The organism is Heliomicrobium gestii (assembly GCF_009877435.1).
GTDB lineage: Bacteria > Bacillota > Desulfitobacteriia > Heliobacteriales > Heliobacteriaceae > Heliomicrobium > Heliomicrobium gestii.
The window spans coordinates 330,718-352,921 of the sequence record NZ_WXEX01000002.1 but is presented as its reverse complement, the minus strand read 5'-3'; the positions used below and the strand labels follow the sequence as shown (position 1 = coordinate 352,921).

The 22,204-nt window shown below is 57.3% G+C and carries 31 protein-coding genes and 1 pseudogene; all 32 read left to right on the top strand.

Translation table 11 applies throughout. The features are described from left to right. The first annotated feature begins 29 nt into the window (after positions 1 to 29). Positions 30 to 3,575, top strand: coding sequence for a DNA-directed RNA polymerase subunit beta' (gene rpoC / locus GTO89_RS03690; RefSeq protein WP_161260709.1), 3,546 nt, complete (start codon positions 30 to 32; stop codon positions 3,573 to 3,575). A gap of 167 nt (positions 3,576 to 3,742) precedes the next feature. Further along, entirely contained in the window at positions 3,743 to 3,994 is a 252-nt protein-coding gene (locus GTO89_RS03685) for a L7Ae/L30e/S12e/Gadd45 family ribosomal protein (RefSeq protein ID WP_161258773.1), read from the top strand. 68 nt (positions 3,995 to 4,062) lie between these two features. Next, positions 4,063 to 4,467, top strand: coding sequence for a 30S ribosomal protein S12 (gene rpsL, locus GTO89_RS03680; RefSeq protein ID WP_161260708.1), 405 nt, complete (start codon positions 4,063 to 4,065; stop codon positions 4,465 to 4,467). A gap of 18 nt (positions 4,468 to 4,485) precedes the next feature. Beyond that, positions 4,486 to 4,956, top strand: coding sequence for a 30S ribosomal protein S7 (gene rpsG, locus GTO89_RS03675; protein WP_161260707.1), 471 nt, complete (start codon positions 4,486 to 4,488; stop codon positions 4,954 to 4,956). Between the two features lie 51 nt (positions 4,957 to 5,007). Further along, complete coding sequence (gene fusA / locus GTO89_RS03670; RefSeq protein WP_161260706.1) at positions 5,008 to 7,083, top strand: elongation factor G; 2,076 nt, start codon at positions 5,008 to 5,010, stop codon at positions 7,081 to 7,083. A gap of 89 nt (positions 7,084 to 7,172) precedes the next feature. Beyond that, positions 7,173 to 8,375, top strand: coding sequence for an elongation factor Tu (gene tuf / locus GTO89_RS03665; protein ID WP_161260705.1), 1,203 nt, complete (start codon positions 7,173 to 7,175; stop codon positions 8,373 to 8,375). 215 nt (positions 8,376 to 8,590) lie between these two features. Continuing rightward, positions 8,591 to 9,001, top strand: a complete 411-nt coding sequence (locus tag GTO89_RS03660) for a GNAT family N-acetyltransferase (RefSeq protein ID WP_161260704.1) — start codon at positions 8,591 to 8,593, stop codon at positions 8,999 to 9,001. Positions 9,002 to 9,712: 711 nt separating this feature from the next. After that, positions 9,713 to 10,021 carry a 30S ribosomal protein S10 gene (gene rpsJ / locus GTO89_RS03655; protein WP_012282470.1) on the top strand — a complete coding sequence of 103 codons (309 nt, stop codon included), beginning with the start codon at positions 9,713 to 9,715 and terminating at the stop codon, positions 10,019 to 10,021. A 30-nt stretch (positions 10,022 to 10,051) separates the two neighbouring features. Next, a complete protein-coding gene (rplC, locus tag GTO89_RS03650) occupies positions 10,052 to 10,684 on the top strand; it encodes a 50S ribosomal protein L3 (RefSeq protein WP_161260703.1) in 633 nt (210 codons plus the stop codon). Positions 10,685 to 10,712: 28 nt separating this feature from the next. Continuing rightward, positions 10,713 to 11,336 (top strand): 50S ribosomal protein L4, encoded by a 624-nt coding sequence (rplD, locus tag GTO89_RS03645; RefSeq protein WP_161260702.1) that lies wholly within the window; start codon positions 10,713 to 10,715, stop codon positions 11,334 to 11,336. Next, complete coding sequence (rplW, locus tag GTO89_RS03640; RefSeq protein WP_161260701.1) at positions 11,336 to 11,623, top strand: 50S ribosomal protein L23; 288 nt, start codon at positions 11,336 to 11,338, stop codon at positions 11,621 to 11,623. The genes rplD and rplW overlap by 1 nt, the downstream gene beginning before the upstream one ends. Before the next feature lie 29 nt (positions 11,624 to 11,652). Then, on the top strand, positions 11,653 to 12,480 hold the full coding sequence (rplB, locus tag GTO89_RS03635) for a 50S ribosomal protein L2 (protein ID WP_161260700.1): 828 nt from the start codon (positions 11,653 to 11,655) through the stop codon (positions 12,478 to 12,480). A gap of 66 nt (positions 12,481 to 12,546) precedes the next feature. After that, positions 12,547 to 12,828: a 30S ribosomal protein S19 gene (rpsS, locus tag GTO89_RS03630; RefSeq protein WP_161260699.1), complete on the top strand. Its 282-nt coding sequence runs from the start codon at positions 12,547 to 12,549 to the stop codon at positions 12,826 to 12,828. Positions 12,829 to 12,853: 25 nt separating this feature from the next. Then, positions 12,854 to 13,192, top strand: a pseudogene (rplV, locus tag GTO89_RS03625) (50S ribosomal protein L22); the annotation flags it as partial. 78 nt (positions 13,193 to 13,270) lie between these two features. Next, complete coding sequence (gene rpsC / locus GTO89_RS03620) at positions 13,271 to 14,026, top strand: 30S ribosomal protein S3 (RefSeq protein ID WP_161260697.1); 756 nt, start codon at positions 13,271 to 13,273, stop codon at positions 14,024 to 14,026. A gap of 3 nt (positions 14,027 to 14,029) precedes the next feature. Continuing rightward, the gene (gene rplP, locus GTO89_RS03615) at positions 14,030 to 14,464 is read left to right on the top strand and encodes a 50S ribosomal protein L16 (protein ID WP_161258785.1); all 435 of its coding nucleotides are present in this window, start codon (positions 14,030 to 14,032) and stop codon (positions 14,462 to 14,464) included. Continuing rightward, on the top strand, positions 14,454 to 14,657 hold the full coding sequence (rpmC, locus tag GTO89_RS03610) for a 50S ribosomal protein L29 (RefSeq protein ID WP_161258786.1): 204 nt from the start codon (positions 14,454 to 14,456) through the stop codon (positions 14,655 to 14,657). The genes rplP and rpmC overlap by 11 nt, the downstream gene beginning before the upstream one ends. Positions 14,658 to 14,683: 26 nt before the next feature. Further along, positions 14,684 to 14,947, top strand: a complete 264-nt coding sequence (rpsQ, locus tag GTO89_RS03605) for a 30S ribosomal protein S17 (protein ID WP_161260696.1) — start codon at positions 14,684 to 14,686, stop codon at positions 14,945 to 14,947. A gap of 24 nt (positions 14,948 to 14,971) precedes the next feature. Beyond that, on the top strand, positions 14,972 to 15,340 hold the full coding sequence (gene rplN / locus GTO89_RS03600) for a 50S ribosomal protein L14 (RefSeq protein WP_161260695.1): 369 nt from the start codon (positions 14,972 to 14,974) through the stop codon (positions 15,338 to 15,340). 18 nt (positions 15,341 to 15,358) lie between these two features. Further along, on the top strand, positions 15,359 to 15,694 hold the full coding sequence (gene rplX / locus GTO89_RS03595) for a 50S ribosomal protein L24 (RefSeq protein WP_161260694.1): 336 nt from the start codon (positions 15,359 to 15,361) through the stop codon (positions 15,692 to 15,694). Between the two features lie 27 nt (positions 15,695 to 15,721). Beyond that, positions 15,722 to 16,264 (top strand): 50S ribosomal protein L5, encoded by a 543-nt coding sequence (gene rplE, locus GTO89_RS03590; protein ID WP_161260693.1) that lies wholly within the window; start codon positions 15,722 to 15,724, stop codon positions 16,262 to 16,264. Positions 16,265 to 16,285: 21 nt separating this feature from the next. Then, positions 16,286 to 16,471 (top strand): type Z 30S ribosomal protein S14, encoded by a 186-nt coding sequence (locus tag GTO89_RS03585; RefSeq protein ID WP_161258791.1) that lies wholly within the window; start codon positions 16,286 to 16,288, stop codon positions 16,469 to 16,471. A gap of 27 nt (positions 16,472 to 16,498) precedes the next feature. Next, positions 16,499 to 16,897, top strand: coding sequence for a 30S ribosomal protein S8 (gene rpsH / locus GTO89_RS03580; protein ID WP_161260692.1), 399 nt, complete (start codon positions 16,499 to 16,501; stop codon positions 16,895 to 16,897). A gap of 46 nt (positions 16,898 to 16,943) precedes the next feature. Beyond that, positions 16,944 to 17,495, top strand: a complete 552-nt coding sequence (rplF, locus tag GTO89_RS03575) for a 50S ribosomal protein L6 (protein WP_161260691.1) — start codon at positions 16,944 to 16,946, stop codon at positions 17,493 to 17,495. A gap of 33 nt (positions 17,496 to 17,528) precedes the next feature. After that, positions 17,529 to 17,897 carry a 50S ribosomal protein L18 gene (rplR, locus tag GTO89_RS03570; protein WP_161260690.1) on the top strand — a complete coding sequence of 123 codons (369 nt, stop codon included), beginning with the start codon at positions 17,529 to 17,531 and terminating at the stop codon, positions 17,895 to 17,897. Between the two features lie 26 nt (positions 17,898 to 17,923). Then, complete coding sequence (gene rpsE, locus GTO89_RS03565; RefSeq protein WP_161260689.1) at positions 17,924 to 18,424, top strand: 30S ribosomal protein S5; 501 nt, start codon at positions 17,924 to 17,926, stop codon at positions 18,422 to 18,424. A gap of 11 nt (positions 18,425 to 18,435) precedes the next feature. Continuing rightward, the gene (rpmD, locus tag GTO89_RS03560; RefSeq protein ID WP_161258795.1) at positions 18,436 to 18,624 is read left to right on the top strand and encodes a 50S ribosomal protein L30; all 189 of its coding nucleotides are present in this window, start codon (positions 18,436 to 18,438) and stop codon (positions 18,622 to 18,624) included. Between the two features lie 18 nt (positions 18,625 to 18,642). Next, the gene (rplO, locus tag GTO89_RS03555) at positions 18,643 to 19,086 is read left to right on the top strand and encodes a 50S ribosomal protein L15 (protein ID WP_161260688.1); all 444 of its coding nucleotides are present in this window, start codon (positions 18,643 to 18,645) and stop codon (positions 19,084 to 19,086) included. Positions 19,087 to 19,098: 12 nt separating this feature from the next. Then, positions 19,099 to 20,358: a preprotein translocase subunit SecY gene (gene secY / locus GTO89_RS03550; protein WP_161260752.1), complete on the top strand. Its 1,260-nt coding sequence runs from the start codon at positions 19,099 to 19,101 to the stop codon at positions 20,356 to 20,358. 130 nt (positions 20,359 to 20,488) lie between these two features. After that, positions 20,489 to 21,139 (top strand): adenylate kinase, encoded by a 651-nt coding sequence (locus GTO89_RS03545; RefSeq protein WP_161260687.1) that lies wholly within the window; start codon positions 20,489 to 20,491, stop codon positions 21,137 to 21,139. Then, on the top strand, positions 21,139 to 21,894 hold the full coding sequence (gene map / locus GTO89_RS03540; protein WP_161260686.1) for a type I methionyl aminopeptidase: 756 nt from the start codon (positions 21,139 to 21,141) through the stop codon (positions 21,892 to 21,894). The genes GTO89_RS03545 and map overlap by 1 nt, the downstream gene beginning before the upstream one ends. 77 nt (positions 21,895 to 21,971) lie before the next feature. After that, a complete protein-coding gene (locus tag GTO89_RS03535; RefSeq protein WP_328793850.1) occupies positions 21,972 to 22,187 on the top strand; it encodes an RNA-binding protein in 216 nt (71 codons plus the stop codon). Positions 22,188 to 22,204: the final 17 nt, after the last annotated feature.

Sequence of the window (22,204 nt, the reverse complement as noted above, 5' to 3'; positions counted from 1 at the left end):
AGGTGACAACCCGGAAGGGAGAGAATCCGTTGCTCGATGTCAATAATTTCGACCGCATGCGCATCGGCCTGGCTTCACCGGATCTGATCCGGCAATGGTCGAGCGGGGAAGTGAAGAAGCCCGAAACCATCAACTACCGGACCCTCAAGCCGGAACGGGATGGCTTGTTCTGTGAACGGATCTTCGGCCCCACCCGCGACTGGGAGTGTCACTGCGGCAAGTACAAACGGGTCCGCTACAAGGGCATCGTCTGTGACCGCTGCGGCGTTGAGGTCACCCGTTCCAAGGTGCGCCGGGAACGCCTCGGCCATATCGAACTGGCAGCGCCTGTCTCCCATATTTGGTACTTCAAAGGCATCCCCAGCCGGATGGGGCTTTTGCTCGACATGTCGCCCCGTTCCCTGGAGAAGGTCCTCTATTTCGTCGCCTATATCGTGATTGAGCAGGGCGACACGCCGCTGATGAAAAAGCAACTCCTCACCGAGACGGAGTACCGCGAACACCGCGAGAAATACGGCAGCCGCTTCCGCGCCGGCATGGGCGCCGAGGCGATCAAAGAGTTGCTCGTCGAGATGGACCTGGATCAGCTCTGCCTCGAACTGCGCCAGGAACTGAAAGAAGTGACAGGCCAACGGAAGGTGCGGGCTATCCGCCGTTTGGAGGTCGTCGAAGCCTTCAAAAACTCCGGCAACTGTCCAGACTGGATGATCATGGACGTCGTCCCTGTCATCCCGCCGGAACTGCGTCCCATGGTGCAACTCGATGGCGGTCGTTTTGCCACGTCAGACCTGAACGACCTCTACCGGCGCGTGATCAACCGGAACAACCGGCTGAAGCGGCTCCTTGACCTGGGCGCCCCTGACATCATCGTGCGCAACGAAAAACGGATGCTCCAGGAAGCCGTGGACGCCCTCATCGACAACGGCCGCCGCGGCCGGCCCGTCACCGGACCGGGCAACCGCCCCCTTAAGTCCCTTTCCGACATGCTCAAGGGCAAGCAGGGCCGTTTCCGCCAGAACCTGCTCGGCAAACGGGTCGACTATTCGGGCCGTTCCGTCATCGTCGTCGGTCCGGAATTGAAACTGCACCAGTGCGGCCTGCCCAAAGAGATGGCGCTGGAACTGTTCAAACCCTTCGTCATGAAGAAGCTGGTCGAAGACGGCCATGCCCACAACATCAAGAGCGCCAAACGGATGGTGGAGCGCGTCAAAAACGAGGTATGGGATGTCTTGGAGGATGTCATCGCCGAGCACCCCGTCCTGCTGAACCGTGCGCCAACCCTGCACCGTCTGGGCATCCAGGCCTTTGAGCCAGTGCTTGTCGAGGGCCGCGCGCTGCAGATCCACCCGCTGGTCTGCACCGCCTACAACGCCGACTTTGACGGCGACCAGATGGCCGTGCACGTGCCTCTTTCCGCCGAAGCCCAAGCTGAGGCGCGCAACTTGATGCTGTCCGCCCACAACATCCTCAACCCGAAGGATGGACGGCCTGTCGCCACGCCGACCCAGGACATGGTTATCGGTTCTTACTACCTGACCATCGAGCGGGAAGGCGCCAAGGGCGAAGGCATGATCTTTTCCAGCCCCGATGAGGCCATCGCTGCCTACGACGCGAGGAGCGTCCACCTGCAGGCCCGGATTCGCGTCCGGCCGACGGCGCGAGTGGTGGAAGCGATCGAGTACGCCAAACCGGAAACACGCGCCCTCTATCAGCAGGGACGTTTCGAAACGACAGTGGGTCGACTGATCTTTAACAGCGTGATTCCCCCCAAGGTCGGCTACGTCAACGAAGTGGTCGGCAAGAAACAGCTGGGGAACATCGTCGCCCGTTGTTACGACAAGTTGGGGATCAGCGAAACCGCCGCCATGCTCGACGGCATCAAGAAACTGGGGTACACCTTCTCGACCCGCGCCGGCATCACCGTTGGGATCACCGACGTGGAAGTCCCGGAAGAGAAGAAACGGCTCATCGGCGAGGCCGATGGCGGCGTCGAAAAGGTCGAACAGCAGTACCGTCGCGGCCTGATTACCGAAGAAGAACGCTATCAGAAGGTCATCGACATCTGGAATAAGACCACCGACGGCGTCACCCAAGCCTTGATGCAGACGTTGGACAAATTCAACCCCGTGTACATGATGGCCAACTCCGGCGCCCGCGGTAACATCCAACAGATCCGCCAGCTCGCCGGGATGCGCGGTTTGATGGCCGACCCGTCAGGACGCATCATCGACCTGCCGATCAAAGCCAACTTCCGTGAAGGCCTCACTGTTTTGGAATACTTCATCTCCACCCATGGCGCTCGGAAAGGCCTCGCCGACACAGCGCTGCGGACCGCCGACTCCGGATACCTGACCCGCCGTCTCGTCGACGTCTCTCAGGACGTCATCGTCCGGGAGATCGACTGCGGCACCCACGAAGGCATCTCTGTCGAAGCCATTGTCGACGGCAAGCAGGTCATTGAAAAACTCACCGACCGTCTGACCGGTCGCTACGCACTGGAAGAGATCATCGACCCCGAGACCGGCGAGAAGCTGGCCGAGTACAACGAGGAGATCCAGGCCGACGCGGCGGAACGGATCGAACAGTTGATCAAACAGGGCAAGCTGGATCAGAATTCCGTCTACATCCGCAACGTCTTGACCTGCCGCACCCGTTACGGCGTCTGTCGCCGCTGCTATGGGCGCAACCTGGCCACCGGCCGCTCCGTCGAGATCGGCGAGGCCGTCGGCATCATCGCCGCCCAGTCCATCGGCGAACCGGGCACCCAGTTGACGATGCGGACCTTCCACACCGGCGGCGTCGCCGGCGACGACATCACCCAAGGTCTGCCGCGGGTTGAGGAACTTTTCGAAGCCCGCAAACCGAAAGGTCTGGCGATCATCGCCGAACAAGACGGCATCATCCGGATTGTCGAAAACAAAGGCCGCAAGGACATCGAGATTGTCACCGATGACGGCGAACAGCACCACTACGCCATTCCCTATAACTCTCGCTTGAAGGTAGAAGACGGATTGCGGGTGGAAGCCGGCGCTGAACTGACAGAGGGCTCTGTTAACCCCCATGACATGCTGCGTGTCAAGGGCATTCAGGGCGTTCAGACCTATCTGCTTCGCGAGGTGCAGCGGGTGTACCGCCTGCAGGGCGTCGACATCAACGACAAGCACATCGAGGTCATGGTGCGGCAGATGATGCGCAAAGTGAAGGTCGAGGAACCGGGCGATACGGATCTGCTCCCCGGCGGTCTCATCGACATCGCTGACTTTGAGGCGGAGAACATGAAGGCCATTGAAGCAGGTCTGGAACCGGCTACGGCCCGTCCGATCCTGCTGGGCATCACCAAGGCCTCGCTGGCCACGGATTCCTTCCTCTCGGCGGCTTCCTTCCAGGAGACCACCCGGGTGCTCACCGAGGCCGCCATCAAAGGCAAGGTGGATCCGCTGCTGGGCCTCAAAGAGAACGTCATCATCGGCAAGCTGATTCCGGCGGGCACCGGCATGTCCCGTTACCGCAACATCCAGCTTCTCGCCGGCGACGAAGAACTGCCCGACGAGTTTATGGAAGACGGAATGGCCTGAGCCGATACAACGACAAAGGGAAGAGGGACGGGCCGGATACAGGCGCCGCCTGACCGGCCCTTTTCCTTCTACCGACAGAGATGACGGTATTAACAGCATTTTTGTTGACACGCATCTTTGGAAGTGATACTATAATCAAGTGTGTGATTCGTTAAAGGAGGATTACTATGCCTTTGGAGCGCTTGAAACAAGCCCGCCAGAAGACGGTTGGCACCAAGCAGACCCTGAAGGCGGTGGAGAAGGGGCAGGTCAAGCTGGTGTACATTGCCGGAGACGCCGACCCTCATCTGGTGAATCCTTTAATGAAGCTGTGTGAAGAAAAAGCGATTCCCGTTGTCAACGTGGATTCGATGGAGGCGCTTGGCCTGGCTTGCAATATCAAGGTTGGCTCGGCGTCGGCGGCCATTGTGGCTGAGTAGATAATTTCTTCACTGACGATACGCATGGGTGAGTTGTAAGAAGAATTCCGGGAAGGAGGTGGATGTTCATGCCAACGATTAGCCAGTTGATCCGCAAAGGCCGCGAAGTTCTCACGGAGAAATCGACCGCTCCGGCATTGAAAGAGTGTCCGCAAAAACGTGGGGTTTGCACCCGTGTTTACACGACCACTCCCAATAAGCCGAACTCGGCTCTGCGCAAAGTGGCCCGGGTGCGTTTGACCAATGGGGTGGAAGTGACCGCCTACATTCCCGGCATCGGGCACAACCTTCAAGAGCACTCCGTCGTTCTGGTTCGCGGAGGCCGGGTGAAAGACCTCCCCGGTGTGCGCTACCACATCGTTCGTGGCGCTCTGGATACCGCCGGTACCCAGAACCGTAACCAGGGCCGTTCGAAATATGGAACGAAACGCCCCAAAAAAGGCGCCGCCACGGCTGCCAAAGGGAAGAAGTAACGAGGGGAGGAGAATCCGATGCCGAGAAGAGGATCAGTCGCCCGGCGTGAAGTGCTCCCCGATCCGATTTACAACTCCAAGGTTGTCACGAAACTGGCAAACCAAATCATGTTGGATGGGAAAAAGAGCACTGCCGAGGCCATTCTATACGGCGCCCTTGACCAAATCAAGGAAAAGACCAACAAGAACCCCATGGAAGTTCTGGAGGCTGCCCTCAAGAACGTCATGCCCCTCCTGGAAGTCAAGGCTCGCCGCGTCGGTGGCGCCAACTACCAGGTTCCGATTGAAGTTCGTCCTGAACGCCGCCAGACCCTGGGCCTGCGTTGGCTCATCAAGTACTCCCGCGAGCGCTCCGGCAAGACCATGATTGACAAGCTGGCTGGTGAAATCATGGATGCCGCCAACAGCACCGGCGGCGCCGTCAAGAAAAAAGAAGACACTCATAAGATGGCCGAAGCCAACAAGGCCTTCGCCCATTATCGCTGGTAAGCCAACAGAGTCCCGCTAGGACCTGAGATCCGACAGAAAGGGGGAACGAGCGTGCCTAGACAGTTTCCGTTAGATAAGACACGGAACATCGGCATTATGGCCCACATTGATGCCGGCAAGACGACCACCACCGAACGCATCCTGTTCTACACCGGACGGGTGCACAAAATCGGTGAGGTTCATGATGGCGCTGCCACCATGGACTGGATGGTTCAGGAACAAGAACGCGGTATCACCATCACCTCTGCCGCAACAACGTGCCAATGGCGCGGGCATCGGATTAACATCATCGATACGCCCGGCCACGTGGACTTTACCGTTGAAGTCGAACGTTCCCTGCGGGTATTGGACGGGGCCGTCGCCGTCTTCTGTTCCGTTGGCGGTGTCGAACCGCAATCGGAAACCGTATGGCGCCAAGCCGACAAGTACGGTGTTCCCCGGATCGCTTACATCAATAAGATGGACCGCATCGGCGCTGACTTTTTCCGTGGCGTCGACATGATCCGGGAACGCTTGGGCGCCAACCCTGTGCCCATCCAGATCCCCATCGGCTCCGAAGACCAATTCAAGGGTATCGTCGACCTGATCACCATGAAAGCCATCATCTATGTCGACGACCTGGGCAAGACGAGCGACGTCTCCGAGATCCCCGAGGACCTCGCCGAAGTCGCCGCCGAATACCGGGAAAAGCTCCTTGAAGCGGTTGCTGAGTCCGATGAGGAACTGATGATGAAGTACCTCGAAGGGGAAGAACTGACTGAGCAAGAAGTCCGTGACGGCGTTCGCAAGTGCACCTTGGCCGTCAAGATGATTCCTGTTCTCTGCGGCTCCTCCTTCAAGAACAAGGGCGTGCAGCCGTTGCTCGACGCTGTCGTCGAGTTCCTGCCCGCCCCGGTCGACATCCCTGCCGTCAAGGGTGTCAACCCCGATTCCGGTGAGGAAGATGTTCGTGAGGTTTCCGACGAAGAGCCCTTCTCTGCGTTGGCCTTTAAGATCATGGCTGACCCCTATGTGGGCAAGTTGGCCTTCTTCCGTGTTTATTCCGGTAAACTGAGCTCTGGTTCCTACGTCTACAACTCGACCAAAGGCAAAAAGGAACGGATCGGCCGCATCCTCCAGATGCACGCCAACCACCGGGAAGAGATCGCCGAGGTCTACACCGGCGATATCGCTGCTGCTGTCGGTCTGAAGGATACCACGACGGGCGACACCCTCTGTGATGAGAAACAGCCCATCATCCTTGAGTCGATGCAGTTCCCTGATCCGGTTATCCACGTTGCCATTGAACCGAAGACGAAGGCTGACCAAGACAAGATGGGCATCGCCCTTCAGCGTTTGTCCGAAGAAGACCCGACCTTCCGCATGTCCACTGACCATGAAACAGGTCAGACGATCATCTCCGGCATGGGTGAGCTTCACTTGGAGATCATCGTGGACCGGATGATGCGGGAATTTAAGGTCGAAGCCAACGTCGGACGTCCCCAGGTCGCGTACAAGGAAACCATTCGCACCAAGGCCAAGGCGGAAGGCAAGTTCGTCCGCCAGTCTGGTGGTCGCGGTCAGTACGGCCATGCCGTCATCGAAATCGAACCGCGTCAACCTGGTGAAGGGTACGAATTTGTCAACAAGATCGTTGGTGGTGTGGTTCCCCGCGAATACATCCAACCCATCGATAACGGGATCCGTGAAGCCGCCGAAACAGGCGTCCTCGCCGGTTATCCCACTGTTGACTTCCGCGTGACCCTGGTCTTCGGTTCCTACCACGATGTGGACTCCTCGGAAATGGCCTTTAAGATTGCCGGCTCCATGGCCTTCAAGGAAGGCGCTGCGAAGGCGCAGCCGGTCATCCTTGAGCCGGTCATGAAAGTCGAAGTCACCGTTCCTGAGGAATACATGGGCGACGTCATCGGCGACATCAACTCTCGCCGGGGCCGCATCGAAGGCATGGAAGCTCGCGGCAACACCCAAGTGGTGCGCGGCTTTGTTCCCCTGTCCGAGATGTTTGGCTACGCCACCGACCTGCGTTCGCGCACCCAAGGTCGCGGCCAGTACGTCATGATGTACAGCCACAACGAAGAAGTGCCCCGCAACATCGCTGAAGGCATCATCGCGAAACGGAAAGGCTAAATCGCCACAGGCGATTTTCGCCGGATAGAGGGTGGCCAAGCCGCCCTCATTAAAATTCCTTAAGCCTGAAAAGGAAGGATGAGTACGAAATGGCAAAAGCCAAATTCGAGCGCACCAAGCCGCACGTGAACATCGGCACCATCGGTCACGTTGACCACGGTAAAACCACCACCACCGCTGCCATCACCCTGGTTCTCTCCAAAGTTGGTGGAGCTTCCTTCAAAAAGTACGACGAAATCGACGCCGCTCCCGAAGAGCGTGAACGCGGTATCACCATCAACACCGCTCACGTCGAGTACGAAACCGACAACCGTCACTACGCCCACGTGGACTGCCCCGGTCACGCCGACTACATCAAGAACATGATCACCGGTGCTGCCCAGATGGACGGCGCCATCCTGGTTGTGTCTGCTGCTGACGGCCCCATGCCCCAGACCCGTGAGCACATCCTCCTCGCCCGTCAGGTTGGCGTTCCCTACATCGTTGTCTGGCTGAACAAAGCCGACATGGTTGATGACGCCGAACTGATGGAACTGGTTGAGATGGAAGTTCGCGAACTCCTCTCCTCCTACGAGTTCCCTGGCGACGACATTCCCATCGTTGCCGGTTCCGGCCTGAAAGCCCTCGAGTGCGGCTGCGGCAAGCGCGAATGCGAATGGTGCGGCAAAGTCTGGGCGCTCATGGACGAAGTCGACAAGTACATCCCCACCCCCGAGCGCGCCACCGACAAGCCCTTCCTGATGCCCGTTGAAGACGTCTTCACCATCACCGGTCGCGGCACCGTCGCCACCGGCCGTGTCGAGCGTGGTCAGATCAAAGTCGGCGAAGAAATCGAACTGGTCGGTCTGGCTGAAGCCACCCGCAAGACCGTCGTCACCGGCGTTGAAATGTTCCGCAAACTCCTCGACTTCGCCCAAGCCGGCGACAACATCGGCGCTCTGCTGCGCGGTGTTGAACGGAAAGACATCGAGCGCGGCCAAGTTCTGGCTAAGCCCGGTTCCATCAAACCCCACACCAAGTTCACCTCCGAAGTCTACGTCCTGTCCAAGGAAGAAGGCGGCCGCCACACCCCGTTCTTCAACGGCTACCGGCCCCAGTTCTACTTCCGCACGACTGACGTCACTGGCTTCATCGAACTGCCCGAAGGCGTTGAAATGTGCATGCCTGGCGACAACATCAAGATGACCATCGAACTCGGCAAAACCATCGCCATCGAAGAAGGCCTCCGCTTCGCTATCCGCGAAGGCGGCCGGACCGTCGGCGCCGGTGTTGTCACCGGTATCATCGAGTAATCGATCGCCAAGCGGCTTATAAGCGACCGGGTCCCTGAATTATTTCAGGCGACCCGGTCGCTTCCTTATATAGCCGTCTTTTAGTGTCCTTGCAAAATTCGGATTTCCGAGTCCATTGAGATGCGAAGGTGGCGCGGGTGCGCCAACGGGCGCACCCGGTGCCACAGGACTTCATCGCGCCATATTGTAGTCGACTCATAAGTAGAGGGGATTTTATGGAGCTCAATTGCAAAGATTATTTAATCAGCACGGACAAGTCGCTTTTAGACCATGAGACGATTTATAGGTTCTTGGCTTCGTCCTATTGGGCAAATAAAAGACCTACTGAAGCCATAAACAAATCCATTGAGACGTCGCTTTGTTATGGCGTATATCTCGGAAACAGACAAATCGGATTTGCTCGGGTCGTCACAGATTTTGCAACAATGTACTGGTTAGCAGATGTCATCATCGATGAAGAGTATCGAGGCAGAGGTATTGGGAAAAAACTTGTAGAGACAATAGTTGCTAGCGAAGAATTGAAAGGTCTGAACGGTATATTAGGAACACTCGACGCGCACGGACTATATGAACAATATGGATTCGAAAAAAACGTAAATAGATTTATGGTAAAAAGACCGAGCTAGCAATGGCATTTTTGATCGCCGACTATAGTATCCGTACTGAGGCAAAAATGGAAAAATTTGAATACATCTAGTTTATCTTTGATTTGATATAGGTTGTATTTCTAACAGAAAAGCCATGAAATACTGTGTGGAGTTTCCTAACTTAGTATCTTCACTTACCTAGGGGAGATCATTGAAATAGCAGAGGGCTGGCGGTGGCCTGAGCGATTTGAGCGGAGCGGCGAAGAGCGAGCGCAGAGGCGAAGCGTTAAAGGGCGCCATCGACATGCATACAACCCTAAAGTTTTGGCGCCCCAGCGTAGCCGACAAGCGAGCCGCCGCGGAGCTCTTAGCGAAGGCCGCCGCCAGCCCCCGCGATTAAAGTGCGAATTAAATCGCGCATCTTCACCGGCATCACAAGACGACCCGCGCGGTAACCATAGGCACTTGATCAGTATCGGCACGCCAACCGCCCGATTCCCGCAGATTTTCCGAGAAATATTCTAATACAGAGCAAAAACCGCTTGCATTTCCGAACACTTGGTGCTAAAATTTCATATTGTGGGTTGGCTTTGCGATGAAGCGAAAGGTTGCCCAACAATGGCTCGGGATTGGTGGGCGCAGCTCTCTTTGTGTCTTTTTACTTACGACACGCCCGAGAGCGTTGTTGGGGTAATTTTCGCGGAGAAGGTCCGTAATCAATCGGGCGAACAAAAGGAGGGACTTACCTACATGGGTAAACAAAAAATTCGGATCCGCCTGAAGGCTTTCGATCATCGGATTCTCGATCAGTCTTCCGAAAAGATCGTTGAGACGGCCAAGCGGACCGGCGCGGCGGTATCCGGTCCGATTCCGCTGCCGACGGAGAAGAGCATCTACACCATCTTGCGCTCTCCCCACGTCAACAAAGACTCCCGTGAGCAGTTCGAGATGCGCACCCACAAGCGCCTCATCGACATCCTCGAACCCAATCCGAAGACTGTCGATGCGCTCATGCGTCTGGACCTGCCGGCGGGCGTGGATATCGAAATCAAGCTGTAATCCTTTTGCTAGAGATGGGAGGTGTCATTGGTGGCTAAGAAAGGTCTTCTCGGACGAAAAATCGGTATGACGCAGGTATTTGCCGACAACGGTGTTGCTGTGCCCGTGACGGTTGTCCAGGCCGGCCCCTGTGTTGTCGTTCAAAAGAAAACCATGGAGAAGGACGGGTACGAAGCCGTGCAAATCGGTTTCGGCGATGTCCGTGAAAAACTGCTGAACAAGCCGAAAAAAGGTCACCTGAAAAACGCCGGCGTTCGCCTGGTGCGCGTTCTGCGCGAGATCAAGGTGGACAGCATGGACGAGTATAAGGTTGGCCAAGAACTGAAAGCCGATGTCTTCACTGCCGGTGAGTATGTCGATGTGGTCGGCACATCCAAAGGCAAAGGTTTTGCCGGCGGCATCAAACGCCACAACTTCAAACGCGGACCGATGAAACACGGCTCCAAGTACCATCGTCGCCCCGGTTCTGCCGGCGCCAAAGGCCCGGCCCGCATCTTCAAGGGTCGCAAGATGCCTGGTCGCCTGGGCAACGAACGCGTTACCGTACAAAAGCTGCAAGTCTTCCGTGTCGACGCCGAGCGCAACCTGCTCCTGATCAAAGGCGCGGTGCCCGGTCCCAAACGCGGTCTGCTGCTGATCAAAAACTCCGTAAAGGTTAAGTAATCAACCCCCGGAGAAAGGAGGACACGACATGCCGAAAGTAGCCGTTTACAACATCGAAGGCGCTCAGGTTGGTGAAATCGAACTGAGCGATGAGATCTTTGGCATTGAGCCCAACGAGGCCGTCATGCACCAGGCCGTGGTTACCCAGCTGGCCGCCTGGCGGAGCGGTACCCACAAGGTCAAGTCCCGTGGCGAAGTCTCCGGGGGCGGCAAAAAGCCCTGGAGACAAAAAGGCACCGGTCGCGCTCGCGCCGGCACCAGCCGTTCGCCCCTCTGGCGCGGCGGCGCAATCATCTTCGGGCCCCAGCCCCGCAGCTATAAAGTCGCTATGCCGAAGAAGGCCCGTCGTCTGGCCCTGAAATCGGCCCTGTCGGACAAAGTCCGCTCCGGCAACCTGATCGTCGTCGACGCCCTGGAAATGGACGCCCCGAAGACGAAAGCCATCGCCGGAATCATGAACAAGCTCAACGTGGAACGCAAGGCCCTGTTGGTGACCGCCGACATCGACGAAACCGTCTTTAAATCGGCCCGCAACATCCCCGGCGTATCCCCTGTTGAAGCTGTTGGCATCAACGTCTATGACATCCTGAACCACGACAAACTGGTCATCACCAAAAATGCCGTGGCCAAGGTTGAGGAGGTGTTCGCCTGATGCGCAGCCCCTATGACGTTCTGAAAAAACCCGTCATCACTGAACGGTCGATGGACTTGGCTCAGGAGAACAAATACACCTTCGTGGTGGAGCCGAAAGCCAACAAAATCGAGATCAAACATGCTGTTGAACAACTCTTCAACGTCAAGGTCCTTGATGTTCACACCATGAACGTCAAAGGCAAGCCCAAGCGGATGGGCAAGTATGCCGGACGGACCGCCGACAAGAAGAAAGCCATCGTCACCCTGAAAGATGGCGACAAGATCGAAATCTTCGAAGGCGTCTAAGTCTGGCCGGACCAAAGGAGGGAAACCGCGTGGCTGTGAAAAAATTTAAGCCCACCTCGCCTGGTATCCGCCAGATGACGGTGGCCAGCTTTCAAGAGATCACCAAGACCGAACCGGAAAAGTCCCTGCTTGAGCCCCTGAAAAAGAACGCCGGGCGCAACAACCAGGGCAAACTGACTGTTCGGCACCAAGGCGGCGGCCATAAGCGCATGTACCGGGTCATCGACTTCAAGCGCACCAAGGACGGCATTCCCGCCAAGGTCGCTTCCATCGAGTACGATCCGAACCGGACCTCGCGCATCGCCCTGATCAGCTACGCTGACGGCGATAAGCGCTACATCATCGCCCCTAACGGTCTGAACGTGGGCGACACCGTCGTCTCTGGTCCTGACGCCGACATCAAGACCGGCAACTGCCTGCCCCTGAAGAACATCCCCGTCGGCACCCTGATCCACTGCATTGAAATGCGCCCCGGCAAAGGCGGCCAACTCGTCCGCTCCGCTGGCGTCGCCGCCCAGCTCATGGCCAAGGAAGGCGACCACGCCACCCTGCGCCTGCCCTCCGGCGAGATGCGCAAGGTGCTGGCCGAGTGCCGCGCCACCATCGGTCAGATGGGCAACCTGGAACATGAAAACGTGACCATCGGCAAAGCCGGTCGGAAACGTTGGATGGGCATCCGACCCACCGTCCGCGGTGTTGTCATGAACCCCGTCGATCACCCCCATGGCGGTGGTGAAGGCCGTTCCCCCATCGGACGCAAAGCGCCTGTTACGCCCTGGGGTAAAGTGGCCATCGGCGGCAAGACCCGTCGGAAGAAGTCTTCGGATAAGCTGATCATCAAGCGCCGCACCAAGTAAGATGGTCCGGCCATACGGAGCGGGTAAGACCACTCGCCACCCCGACACCAGAAGGGAGGATCGTGCATGGGCCGTTCTCTGAAAAAAGGACCTTATGTTGAAACCAGCCTGTTGAAAAAGGTTGAGGATCTGAATCAAAAGAACGAGAAACGGGTCATCAAGACCTGGTCCCGGCGCTCGACCATTTTTCCGCAATTTGTCGGTCACACCTTTGCTGTCCATGACGGGCGGAAACACATCCCCGTCTACGTGACCGAAGACATGGTCGGACACAAGCTGGGCGAATTCGCCCCGACCCGGACCTTCAAAGGCCATGCCGGTTCGGAGAAATCCAGCCGTCTGCGCTAGGCCAGGGAGAAGAGGAGGAAGGCCAATGGAAGCCAAAACCGCCCAAGCGGTGGCCAAGTACGTCCGCACCTCTCCCCGGAAGGTACGTCAAGTCATTGACCTCATTCGGGGCAAATCGGTAGCCGACGCCTTTGCCATTTTGAAATTTACCCCCGTGAAAAGCGCTGCCGACGTGGCGAAAGTCCTCAAATCGGCTGTCGCCAACGCCGAGCACAACTATGAGATGAACACGGCTGATCTTTATGTGAAGACCTGCTTCGTCGACCAAGGTCCCAGCATGAAACGGATCAGCCCCCGCGCGCAAGGCCGCGCCGACGTCATCAAGAAGCGCATGAGCCACATCACCGTTATTGTCGCCGAAAAGCCCGCCAAGCCCGCAGCCGTCAAGAAAACCGCTGCTGCGAAGGCCGACGCCAACGCCGGGACGAAGGAGGGATAAGTCGTGGGTCAAAAAGTCAATCCGAAAGGGTTCCGGATTGGTGTCATCAAGGATTGGGAGGCTCGGTGGTTCGCTGGCAAAAACTACGCCGAACTGCTGCATGAAGACCTGAAAATCCGTAAGTTTGTCAAAAAGAAACTCTACGCCGCCGGCATCCCCCGTATTGAGATTGAACGGGCCGCCAACCGCGTTAAGGTGACCATCCACACCGCCAAGCCGGGCATCGTCATCGGCCGCGGCGGCGCTGAAGTGGAAAACCTGCGCAAAGAGCTGGAAAAACTGACGGGTCGCGCCGTCAACATCAATATCGCCGAAGTGAAAAAACCCGAACTGGACGCCCAACTCGTTGCCGAGAACGTGGCGGCCCAGCTCGAGAAGCGGACCTCCTTCCGTCGTGCGATGAAGCAGTCTGTCGGTCGCACCATGCGCCTTGGCGCCGAAGGCATCAAGATCATGGTCTCCGGTCGTCTTGGCGGCGCTGAAATCGCCCGGACCGAATGGTACAACGAAGGCAAGGTTCCCCTTCACACCCTGCGCGCCGATATCGACTACGGTTTTGCCGAAGCGCACACCACCTACGGCATCATCGGCGTCAAGGTTTGGATCTACAAGGGTGAAATTCTGCCGGGCGCCAAAAACCGCACCGGTGAAACCCGTGAACCTGCCGAGCGCGCTGAGCGTCCCGAACGTTCTGACCGTCGCGATCGTCGCCCCCGTGGTGACCGCCGGGCGCCTGCCGCCGCGGAAGGAGGGAAATAACCCATGTTGCTGCCGAAACGCGTTAAATGGCGTCGGGTGCAACGGGGCCGTCTGAAAGGCAAGTCCAAAGGCGGCAACAGTGTCGCATTTGGTGAATACGGCCTGCAAGCCCTTGAAGCCGCCTGGATCACCAGCCGCCAGATCGAAGCCGCTCGTATCGCCATGACCCGTTACATCAAGCGGGGCGGTAAAGTCTGGATCAAGATTTTCCCCGATAAGCCTGTCACAGCCAAACCGGCTGAAACCCGGATGGGTTCCGGTAAAGGCTCCCCCGAATACTGGGTTGCCGTTGTCAAACCGGGCCGGATCATGTTTGAGCTGGCCGGCGTTCCTGAGGATATCGCCAAGGAAGCCATGCGCTTGGCCATGCACAAGCTGCCCATCAAGTGCAAGTTTGTAAAACGGGAAGAAGTGGGTGGTGAAGCGAATGAAAGCTAAAGAACTGCATGACCTGAGCACGGAAGAACTGCAGAAACAGCTCACCAACTTCAAAGACGAGCTCTTCCGCCTCCGCTTTCAACTTGCTACCCAACAGTTGGAGAACCCCATGCGGATCCGGGACGTGCGCAAAAACATCGCCCGGACGCAAACAGTCCTCCGTCAACGAGAACTGGAAGCCCAAAAGGCTTAGTGCAGCGGGTAAGGAGGTAAGAAGCAGTGTCCGAACGTGCCGAACGCAAGACTCGCATCGGTAAAGTCACGAGCGACAAAATGGAAAAGACCGTCGTTGTCGCCGTTGAAAGCCGCATCCAGCACCCCCTGTACGGCCGTACCGTCAAACAGACGAAGAAGTTCAAGGCCCATGATGAAGAAAACGCCTGCCAAATCGGCGATATCGTTGAAATCATGGAAACCCGTCCCCTTTCCAAGGAAAAGCGCTGGCGGGTAGTCCGCATCGTTGAAAAGGCCGTCATCGTATAAACCACGGCATAGGAGGTTACCGTCGTGATCCAGCAAGAAACTCGACTCCGGGTCGGTGACAACACCGGAGCCAAAGAGTTGTTGTGCATCCGTGTGTTGGGCGGCTCCTACCGGAGGTATGCCTCGGTCGGCGATATCATCGTCGCATCTGTTAAAGAGGCAACGCCCGGCGGCGTGGTTAAAAAGGGAGACGTCGTCAAAGCCGTGGTTGTCCGGACTCGGAAACCGATCAAACGGCAAGACGGTTCCTACATCCGCTTCAGCGAAAACGCCGCTGTTATCATCAATGATCAAAAAAACCCGAAGGGGACCCGTATCTTCGGGCCCGTGGCCCGCGAACTCCGCGACCGCGATTTCATGAAGATCATTTCGTTGGCCCCCGAAGTACTGTAGGGTGGAGGTGAAAGCACCATGGCCAACCCGAAAGTCCATGTAAGAAAAGGCGATCTGGTACAGGTCATCACCGGCAAGGACGCTGGGAAAAAAGGCAAAATCATTGAAGTGATTCCCGCCAAAAACCGGGTTGTCGTTGAGAAGGTTAACGTCGTCAAACGGCACTCGAAGCCCAGCAAAGCCAATCCCCAAGGCGGCATCATCGAGAAAGAGGCGCCCATCGATGCCTCCAACGTGATGATTTTCTGCCCCAAATGCGACCGGCCGGTGCGCAGCGGTCATATGTTCTTGGAAAACGGCGACAAGGCTCGCATCTGCCGCAAATGCGGCGACGTGCTTGACAAAGACAAGTAAAGCCTCGTCCGAGAGGAGGTCAGCAGATTGGCCCGTCTGAAAGAAAAGATTCAAACCGATGTCAACGCTGCCATGATGCAGCGGTTCGGATATAAGAACGTCATGCAAATCCCCCGCCTGGAAAAAGTCGTCGTCAACATGGGCCTCGGGGAAGCGATTTCGAACCCCAAAGGTCTTGACGCGGCGGTAGGCGACCTGACCCGCATCACCGGCCAGAAACCGGTCATCACGACGGCGAAGAAATCCATCGCCGGCTTTAAACTGCGGGAAGGCATGAAGATCGGCTGCAAGGTGACCCTGCGCGGCGACAAGATGTACGACTTCGTCGACAAACTTGTCACCCTGTCCTTGCCCCGCGTCCGCGACTTCCGCGGCGTGAGCCCCAAATCCTTCGACGGTCGCGGCAACTACACCCTCGGCCTGAAGGAACAACTGATTTTCCCGGAAATTGAGTACGATAAGATCGACCGTATGCGCGGGATGGACGTCACGTTTGTGACGACGGCCAAGACCGACGAAGAAGCCCGTGAACTCCTTCGGCTGATCGGAATGCCGTTCCGCGCCGAATAAGGCATTACAGGAGGGAATCTCGTGGCAAAAACATCCATGATCGTGAAACAAAGCCGTTCCCCCAAATTTCGCGTCCGCGCGCACAATCGCTGCAAGATCTGCGGACGCCCCCACGCTTACATGCGGAAATTTGGGATGTGCCGGATTTGCTTCCGCAACCTGGCCTACAAAGGGGAAATCCCCGGCGTGACCAAGGCCAGTTGGTAAAGATACACGGAGGGGGGTACCAGCCCAATGGTCATGACCGATCCAATCGCGGATTTCCTGACACGGATCCGCAATGCCAATATGGTTTACCATGACAAAGTGGAAGTTCCGGCTTCCAAAGTCAAGCGGGCCATCGCAGAGATCTTCAAGAGCGAAGGTTATGTCAAAGACGTCGAGTACGTCGAAGACAACAAGCAAGGCCTGCTCCGCATCTACCTGAAGTTCGGCCCCAACCGTGAGAAAGTCATCACCGGCGTCAAACGGATCTCCAAGCCGGGCCTGCGCGTCTACGCCCGCAAAGAAGAGATTCCCAAGGTCCTCGGCGGACTGGGTGTCGCCGTTCTTTCGACCTCGCAGGGCATCATGAGCGACAAAGCTGCTCGGAAAGCCGGCCTCGGCGGAGAAGTTCTCTGCTACATCTGGTAACAGACCTATTCTTTGAACCGAATCGCACACAGCAGGAGGTGTGACCATGTCACGGATCGGCAAGAAACCCGTGGCGATCCCGGCCGGCGTCAACGTAACGATTGAAGGCAATGTCGTTACGGTGAAAGGGCCGAAAGGCGAACTCAGCCGGGAACTCCATAAAGACATCATCGTCACGGTGGAAGGCAACACCGTCCAGGTTACGCGCCCCAGCGACGATAAATTCCATCGCTCCCTTCACGGCCTGAGCCGCACCCTCGTCGCCAACATGGTTGACGGTGTGTCCACGGGCTTCAGCAAAAACCTGGAACTGGTCGGCGTCGGCTACCGGGCGGCCAAGCAAGGCAAAAAGCTTGTCCTCACCGTCGGCTACAGCCACCCGGTCGAGATCGACCCCGGTGAAGGGCTGGAAGTGGAAGTCCCTGTTCCGACGAAGGTCATCGTCAAAGGGATCGACAAGGAAAAAGTGGGCGCGCTGGCGGCCAACATCCGCGCCGTACGGGAGCCTGAACCCTATAAGGGCAAGGGCATCAAGTATGATACCGAAGTCATCCGCCGCAAAGTCGGTAAGACCGGCGGTAAAAAAGGCAAAAAATAAGCCCTAACCCGAGGTCGAAGGGAGTGAGCCCGAGTGATCAAAAAACTTGACCGCGATGCCGCACGTCTGAAGAAACACATGCGGATTCGCAAACGGGTGCAGGGCACTGAAGAGCGTCCCCGCCTGTGCGTCTTCCGCAGTCTCAATCATATCTACGCCCAAGTGGTCAATGATGTCACCGGCCGGACCCTGGTGGCCGCCTCCAGCCTCGACGGCGATTTCAAGGCAGCCAACGTATCCGGCGGGAACATCGAAGGGGCCAAAAAGGTCGGCGAACTCGTCGCCAAGAAAGCCCTGGAACAAGGCATCGAAAAAGTGGTCTTTGACCGCGGCGGTTATATCTACCATGGCCGGATCGCAGCTCTGGCCGAAGCAGCCCGGGAAGCGGGGCTTCAATTCTAAGCGTCCCGCATAAAGGAGGGAAAAGAATGGCAAGAATAGACGCGAGCGGTCTGGATCTTCAGGAAAAAGTCGTCTACATCAACCGCGTGGCGAAAGTCGTCAAAGGCGGTCGCCGTTTCTCCTTCAGCGCCCTGGTTGTTGTCGGTGACGGCAAAGGCCACGTAGGCTTCGGCCTCGGCAAGGCCGGCGAAGTGCCTGAAGCGATCCGCAAAGGCGTTGAAGACGCGAAAAAGAACCTGATCGTCGTCCCCATGGTTGGCACAACCATCCCCCATCCCGCCCTCGGCGTGTTCGGCGCTGGCCGTGTGTTGCTGAAGCCGGCCTCCAAAGGTACCGGCGTCATCGCTGGCGGCCCTGTCTGCGCCGTCCTCGAACTGGCTGGGATTCACGATATCCTCACCAAGTCCCTGGGATCCAACAACGCCAACAACATGGTGCGCGCCACCATGGAAGGCCTGCGCAGCCTGAAGCGCGCCGAAGAGGTCGCCAAACTGCGCGGCAAAACGGTCGAAGAGATTATTGGTTAGGAGGGTCAACCGTGGCTAACAAACTTAAGATCACCTGGGTGAAAAGCGCCATCGGTTACTCCAAGAACCAAAAGCTCACCGTGGCCACCCTGGGTCTCAAAAAGCTCCATCAATCGGTCCTCCACGATGATACCCCCGCCATCCGGGGCATGATTCGCACGGTCAACCACCTGGTGACCGTGGAAGAAGTGGAAGCCTAACGCGAGGAGGTGTACCCATTGCAACTCCATGATCTGAAACCGGCTCCGGGGTCGCGGCAAAAACCGACCCGGAAAGGGCAAGGCACCGGTTCCGGCCTGGGCAAAACGGCCGGCCGTGGTCATAAAGGTCAAAAAGCTCGCTCCGGCGGCGGTGTCCGTCCCGGCTTTGAAGGCGGTCAACAACCGCTCCAGCGCCGGATTCCCAAGCGGGGCTTTTCCAATGCCCCCTTTAAAAAGGAATTCGCCATCATCAACGTGGGCGACCTCGATGTCTTCGAGGCTGGCACGGTGGTGACGCCGGAACTGCTTCTGGAACGGAAAATGATCAAGAAGCTGAAAGACGGCGTCAAGCTCCTGGCTGAAGGCAACATCGAAAAAGCGTTGACGGTAAAACTCCATGGGGTGAGTGAGGCTGCGGCGGAGAAGATCAAAGCTGCTGGCGGCCAAGTAGAGGTGATGTAAGACATGTCCACTCTGGTGGGCACTCTGCAAAATGCCTGGAAACTGCCCGATCTGCGGAGCAAGATCGTCTTCACGCTGATGATGTTCCTTGTCTTCCGCATCGGCGCTCACATTCCTGTGCCAGGCATTAACCGCGAAGTGATCGATCAACTGTTGAACTCGGGGGCCCTCTTCGGCTTCTTTGACGTGATTTCAGGTGGCTCTTTCCGGAAATTCTCCGTCTTCGCCATGAGCATTACCCCCTACATCAACGCATCGATCATCATGCAACTCCTCACCGTCGTTATCCCCTCGTTGGAACAACTGGCCAAAGAGGGCGAAGAGGGTCGGAGAAAAATCACCGAGTACACCCGCTACTTCACCATCATCCTGGCTTTTATTCAGGCCATCGGACTCTCCTATGGTCTGAAAGGCGCCGTCGCTAACCCTACCGTCGGGAGTTACCTGCTTGTCGCTGTAACCCTGACGGCCGGCACGGTCTTTCTGATGTGGATCGGCGAGCGAATCACCGAGAAAGGGATCGGCAACGGCATTTCGCTGATCATCTTCGCCGGTATCGTCTCCCGACTCCCTTCCGGCATCGGACAGCTCTATGAGTACGTCCGAGTCGGCACGACGAACGTGCTGAACGTCCTGCTCTTCGTGCTGATCGCCGCCGCCACCATCGCGGGGATCATCTACATCAATGAAGGGCAGCGGCGCATCCCGGTCAACTACGCCAAACGGGTCGTCGGACGGCGCGTCTACGGCGGGCACAGCACCCACATTCCCCTGCGGGTCAACCAGGCTGGCGTCATCCCCGTTATCTTCGCCTCCTCCATCCTGGCCCTGCCGACGACGATTGCCGCCTTCTTCCCCGGTTCTCCGGTGGGACAGTGGTTTCAGCAGTACTTCAACTTCGGCTCCTTCCTGCATAGCGCCTTCTATGCCCTGCTGATCCTCTTCTTCACCTACTTCTACACCGCCATCACCTTCAACCCTGTCGATGTGGCCGACAACATGAAGAAGCATGGCGGCTTCATCCCCGGGCTCCGGCCCGGAAAACCGACAGCCGACTACATCACCAGGGTGATGTCTCGCATCACGCTGGTTGGCGCGTTGTTCCTGGCGGTCATCTCCCTGTTGCCGACCTTCGTCATCATGTTGACCGGGATCACCAACATCTACTTCGGCGGCACGGCGCTTCTGATTTGCGTCGGTGTGGCCTTGGATACGATGAAGCAACTGGAATCCAACATGTTGATGCGGCATTACCAAGGATTCATGAAATAGAAGTATATAAAGAGTGGGCATGTCCCTGGACGGAGGAAATCTGTCTACGGAGCGGCAAGGAAACATCCCGGACCTGCCCACAGCAACCATCCCTGTCAGTATGGACGGGGGATTTACGGAGGGATATACCGTGAACGTATTGCTGATGGGTCCGCCGGGCGCCGGCAAAGGGACTCAAGCCGAAAAGCTGGTGAGCCAGTTTGCCATTCCCCACATTTCCACTGGCGACATGTTTCGCGCCGCCATTAAAAACGGTACGGAACTGGGTCGGAAGGCCAAATCCTTCATGGATGCCGGTCAACTCGTTCCTGATGAAGTAACCATCGGGATCGTGCGGGAACGTTTGGCCCAGGACGACTGCCGAAAAGGCTTCCTCCTGGACGGGTTCCCCCGCACCGTGCCCCAAGCGGATGCGTTGGAAGCAACCTTGAAGGAACTGGCCTTGGAACTGGATGCCGTCGTCGACATCCATGTCCCCCGGGAAAACCTGATCGAACGGTTGACTGGTCGTCGTATCTGCCGCCAGTGCGGCGCTACCTACCATGTCGTCTTCAACCCGCCTCCCTCGGAGAGGGTATGCGGCAAGTGTGGCGGCGAACTGTACCAGCGCAGCGACGACTCCCGCGAAACGGCGGAGAACCGTTTGGATGTATATACCCGGCAGACTCAACCGCTCATTGAATACTATGAGGCCAAAGGACGCTACAAGCGAATCAACGGGGAACAGGATATGGCGGCGGTGTTTGCGGACATCTGCGCCGCCCTGGGGAGAGACGCCTGATGATCGTCTTGAAAGCCGCCCGGGAACTCGATTACATGCGGGATGCCGGTCGGATTGTGGCCGAGACCCTGCGAGAGATGGAAAAAGCGGTGGCGCCGGGAGTGACCACGGCAGAACTGGACCAGAAGGCGGAGGATTTCATCTGCTCGAAGGGCGCCAAGCCCTCCTTCAAAGGCTACCAGGGCTTCCCCGCTTCCATCTGCGCCTCCATCAACGAACAAGTCGTTCATGGCATTCCAGGTTTACGGCAGTTGCAAACGGGGGATATTATCAGTATTGACGTCGGAGCATATGTCAATGATTACCATGGCGACGCTGCGGTGACGCTGCCTGTCGGGGAAATTGACGAATCGCTTCAACGCCTGCTGGACGTGACGCGCCGTTCCCTGGAGATCGGCATCGAAGAAGCGAAAGTAGGCAACCGTCTCTTTGATATATCCCACTCCATTCAGAACTATGTTGAAGGAAACGGGTTTTCCGTTGTCCGCCAATTTGTGGGTCACGGCATCGGCAAAAAGATGCATGAAGAACCGCAGGTGCCCAATTTCGGGCCGGCTGGACGGGGACCGCGGCTTCAATCGGGCATGACGCTGGCCATTGAACCGATGGTCAACGCGGGAACCTGGGAAGTCGAAACCAAGGAAGACCAGTGGACGGTGGTCACGAAAGACCATAAGCCGTCCGCCCATTTTGAGCATACCATCGCCATTACCGATGATGGACCGGAGGTCCTCACTCGTGTACACAGCAAGTGACAGTGACGGTACGGTGTATCAGGCCAGGCGAGCTGGTGCGTTCTCTAGCCGGAAGGGACGAGGATAAGCATTTTCTGGTGCTGAAAATTCTCGATCCCGATTACCTTCTGATTGCGGACGGACACTATCGCAAAGTGGAAAACCCCAAGAAGAAGAAGATCAAGCATCTCCGGTGCGCCGGCTTGGTGGCAACGGAAATCGGCGACATGCTTCAACAGGGCAAAACTCCTGCAAACGCCCAGGTCTCCGGTGCGCTCCGCCGATTGCTGGAGACCTTGGAGACCGGTTCGTAAAATCAAGGAGGCTGGAA

Excerpts from the sequence above, each read along its gene's own strand:
- GTO89_RS03685 (WP_161258773.1), top strand. The coding sequence starts at position 3,743 with ATGCCTTTGGAGCGCTTGAAACAAGCCCGCCAGAAGACGGTTGGCACC.
- rpsL (WP_161260708.1), top strand. The coding sequence starts at position 4,063 with ATGCCAACGATTAGCCAGTTGATCCGCAAAGGCCGCGAAGTTCTCACG.
- rpsG (WP_161260707.1), top strand. The coding sequence starts at position 4,486 with ATGCCGAGAAGAGGATCAGTCGCCCGGCGTGAAGTGCTCCCCGATCCG.
- tuf (WP_161260705.1), top strand. The coding sequence starts at position 7,173 with ATGGCAAAAGCCAAATTCGAGCGCACCAAGCCGCACGTGAACATCGGC.
- GTO89_RS03660 (WP_161260704.1), top strand. The coding sequence starts at position 8,591 with ATGGAGCTCAATTGCAAAGATTATTTAATCAGCACGGACAAGTCGCTT.
- rpsJ (WP_012282470.1), top strand. The coding sequence starts at position 9,713 with ATGGGTAAACAAAAAATTCGGATCCGCCTGAAGGCTTTCGATCATCGG.
- rplD (WP_161260702.1), top strand. The coding sequence starts at position 10,713 with ATGCCGAAAGTAGCCGTTTACAACATCGAAGGCGCTCAGGTTGGTGAA.
- rplW (WP_161260701.1), top strand. The coding sequence starts at position 11,336 with ATGCGCAGCCCCTATGACGTTCTGAAAAAACCCGTCATCACTGAACGG.
- rpsS (WP_161260699.1), top strand. The coding sequence starts at position 12,547 with ATGGGCCGTTCTCTGAAAAAAGGACCTTATGTTGAAACCAGCCTGTTG.
- rplP (WP_161258785.1), top strand. The coding sequence starts at position 14,030 with ATGTTGCTGCCGAAACGCGTTAAATGGCGTCGGGTGCAACGGGGCCGT.
- rpmC (WP_161258786.1), top strand. The coding sequence starts at position 14,454 with ATGAAAGCTAAAGAACTGCATGACCTGAGCACGGAAGAACTGCAGAAA.
- rplX (WP_161260694.1), top strand. The coding sequence starts at position 15,359 with ATGGCCAACCCGAAAGTCCATGTAAGAAAAGGCGATCTGGTACAGGTC.
- rpsH (WP_161260692.1), top strand. The coding sequence starts at position 16,499 with ATGGTCATGACCGATCCAATCGCGGATTTCCTGACACGGATCCGCAAT.
- rplF (WP_161260691.1), top strand. The coding sequence starts at position 16,944 with ATGTCACGGATCGGCAAGAAACCCGTGGCGATCCCGGCCGGCGTCAAC.
- rpsE (WP_161260689.1), top strand. The coding sequence starts at position 17,924 with ATGGCAAGAATAGACGCGAGCGGTCTGGATCTTCAGGAAAAAGTCGTC.
- map (WP_161260686.1), top strand. The coding sequence starts at position 21,139 with ATGATCGTCTTGAAAGCCGCCCGGGAACTCGATTACATGCGGGATGCC.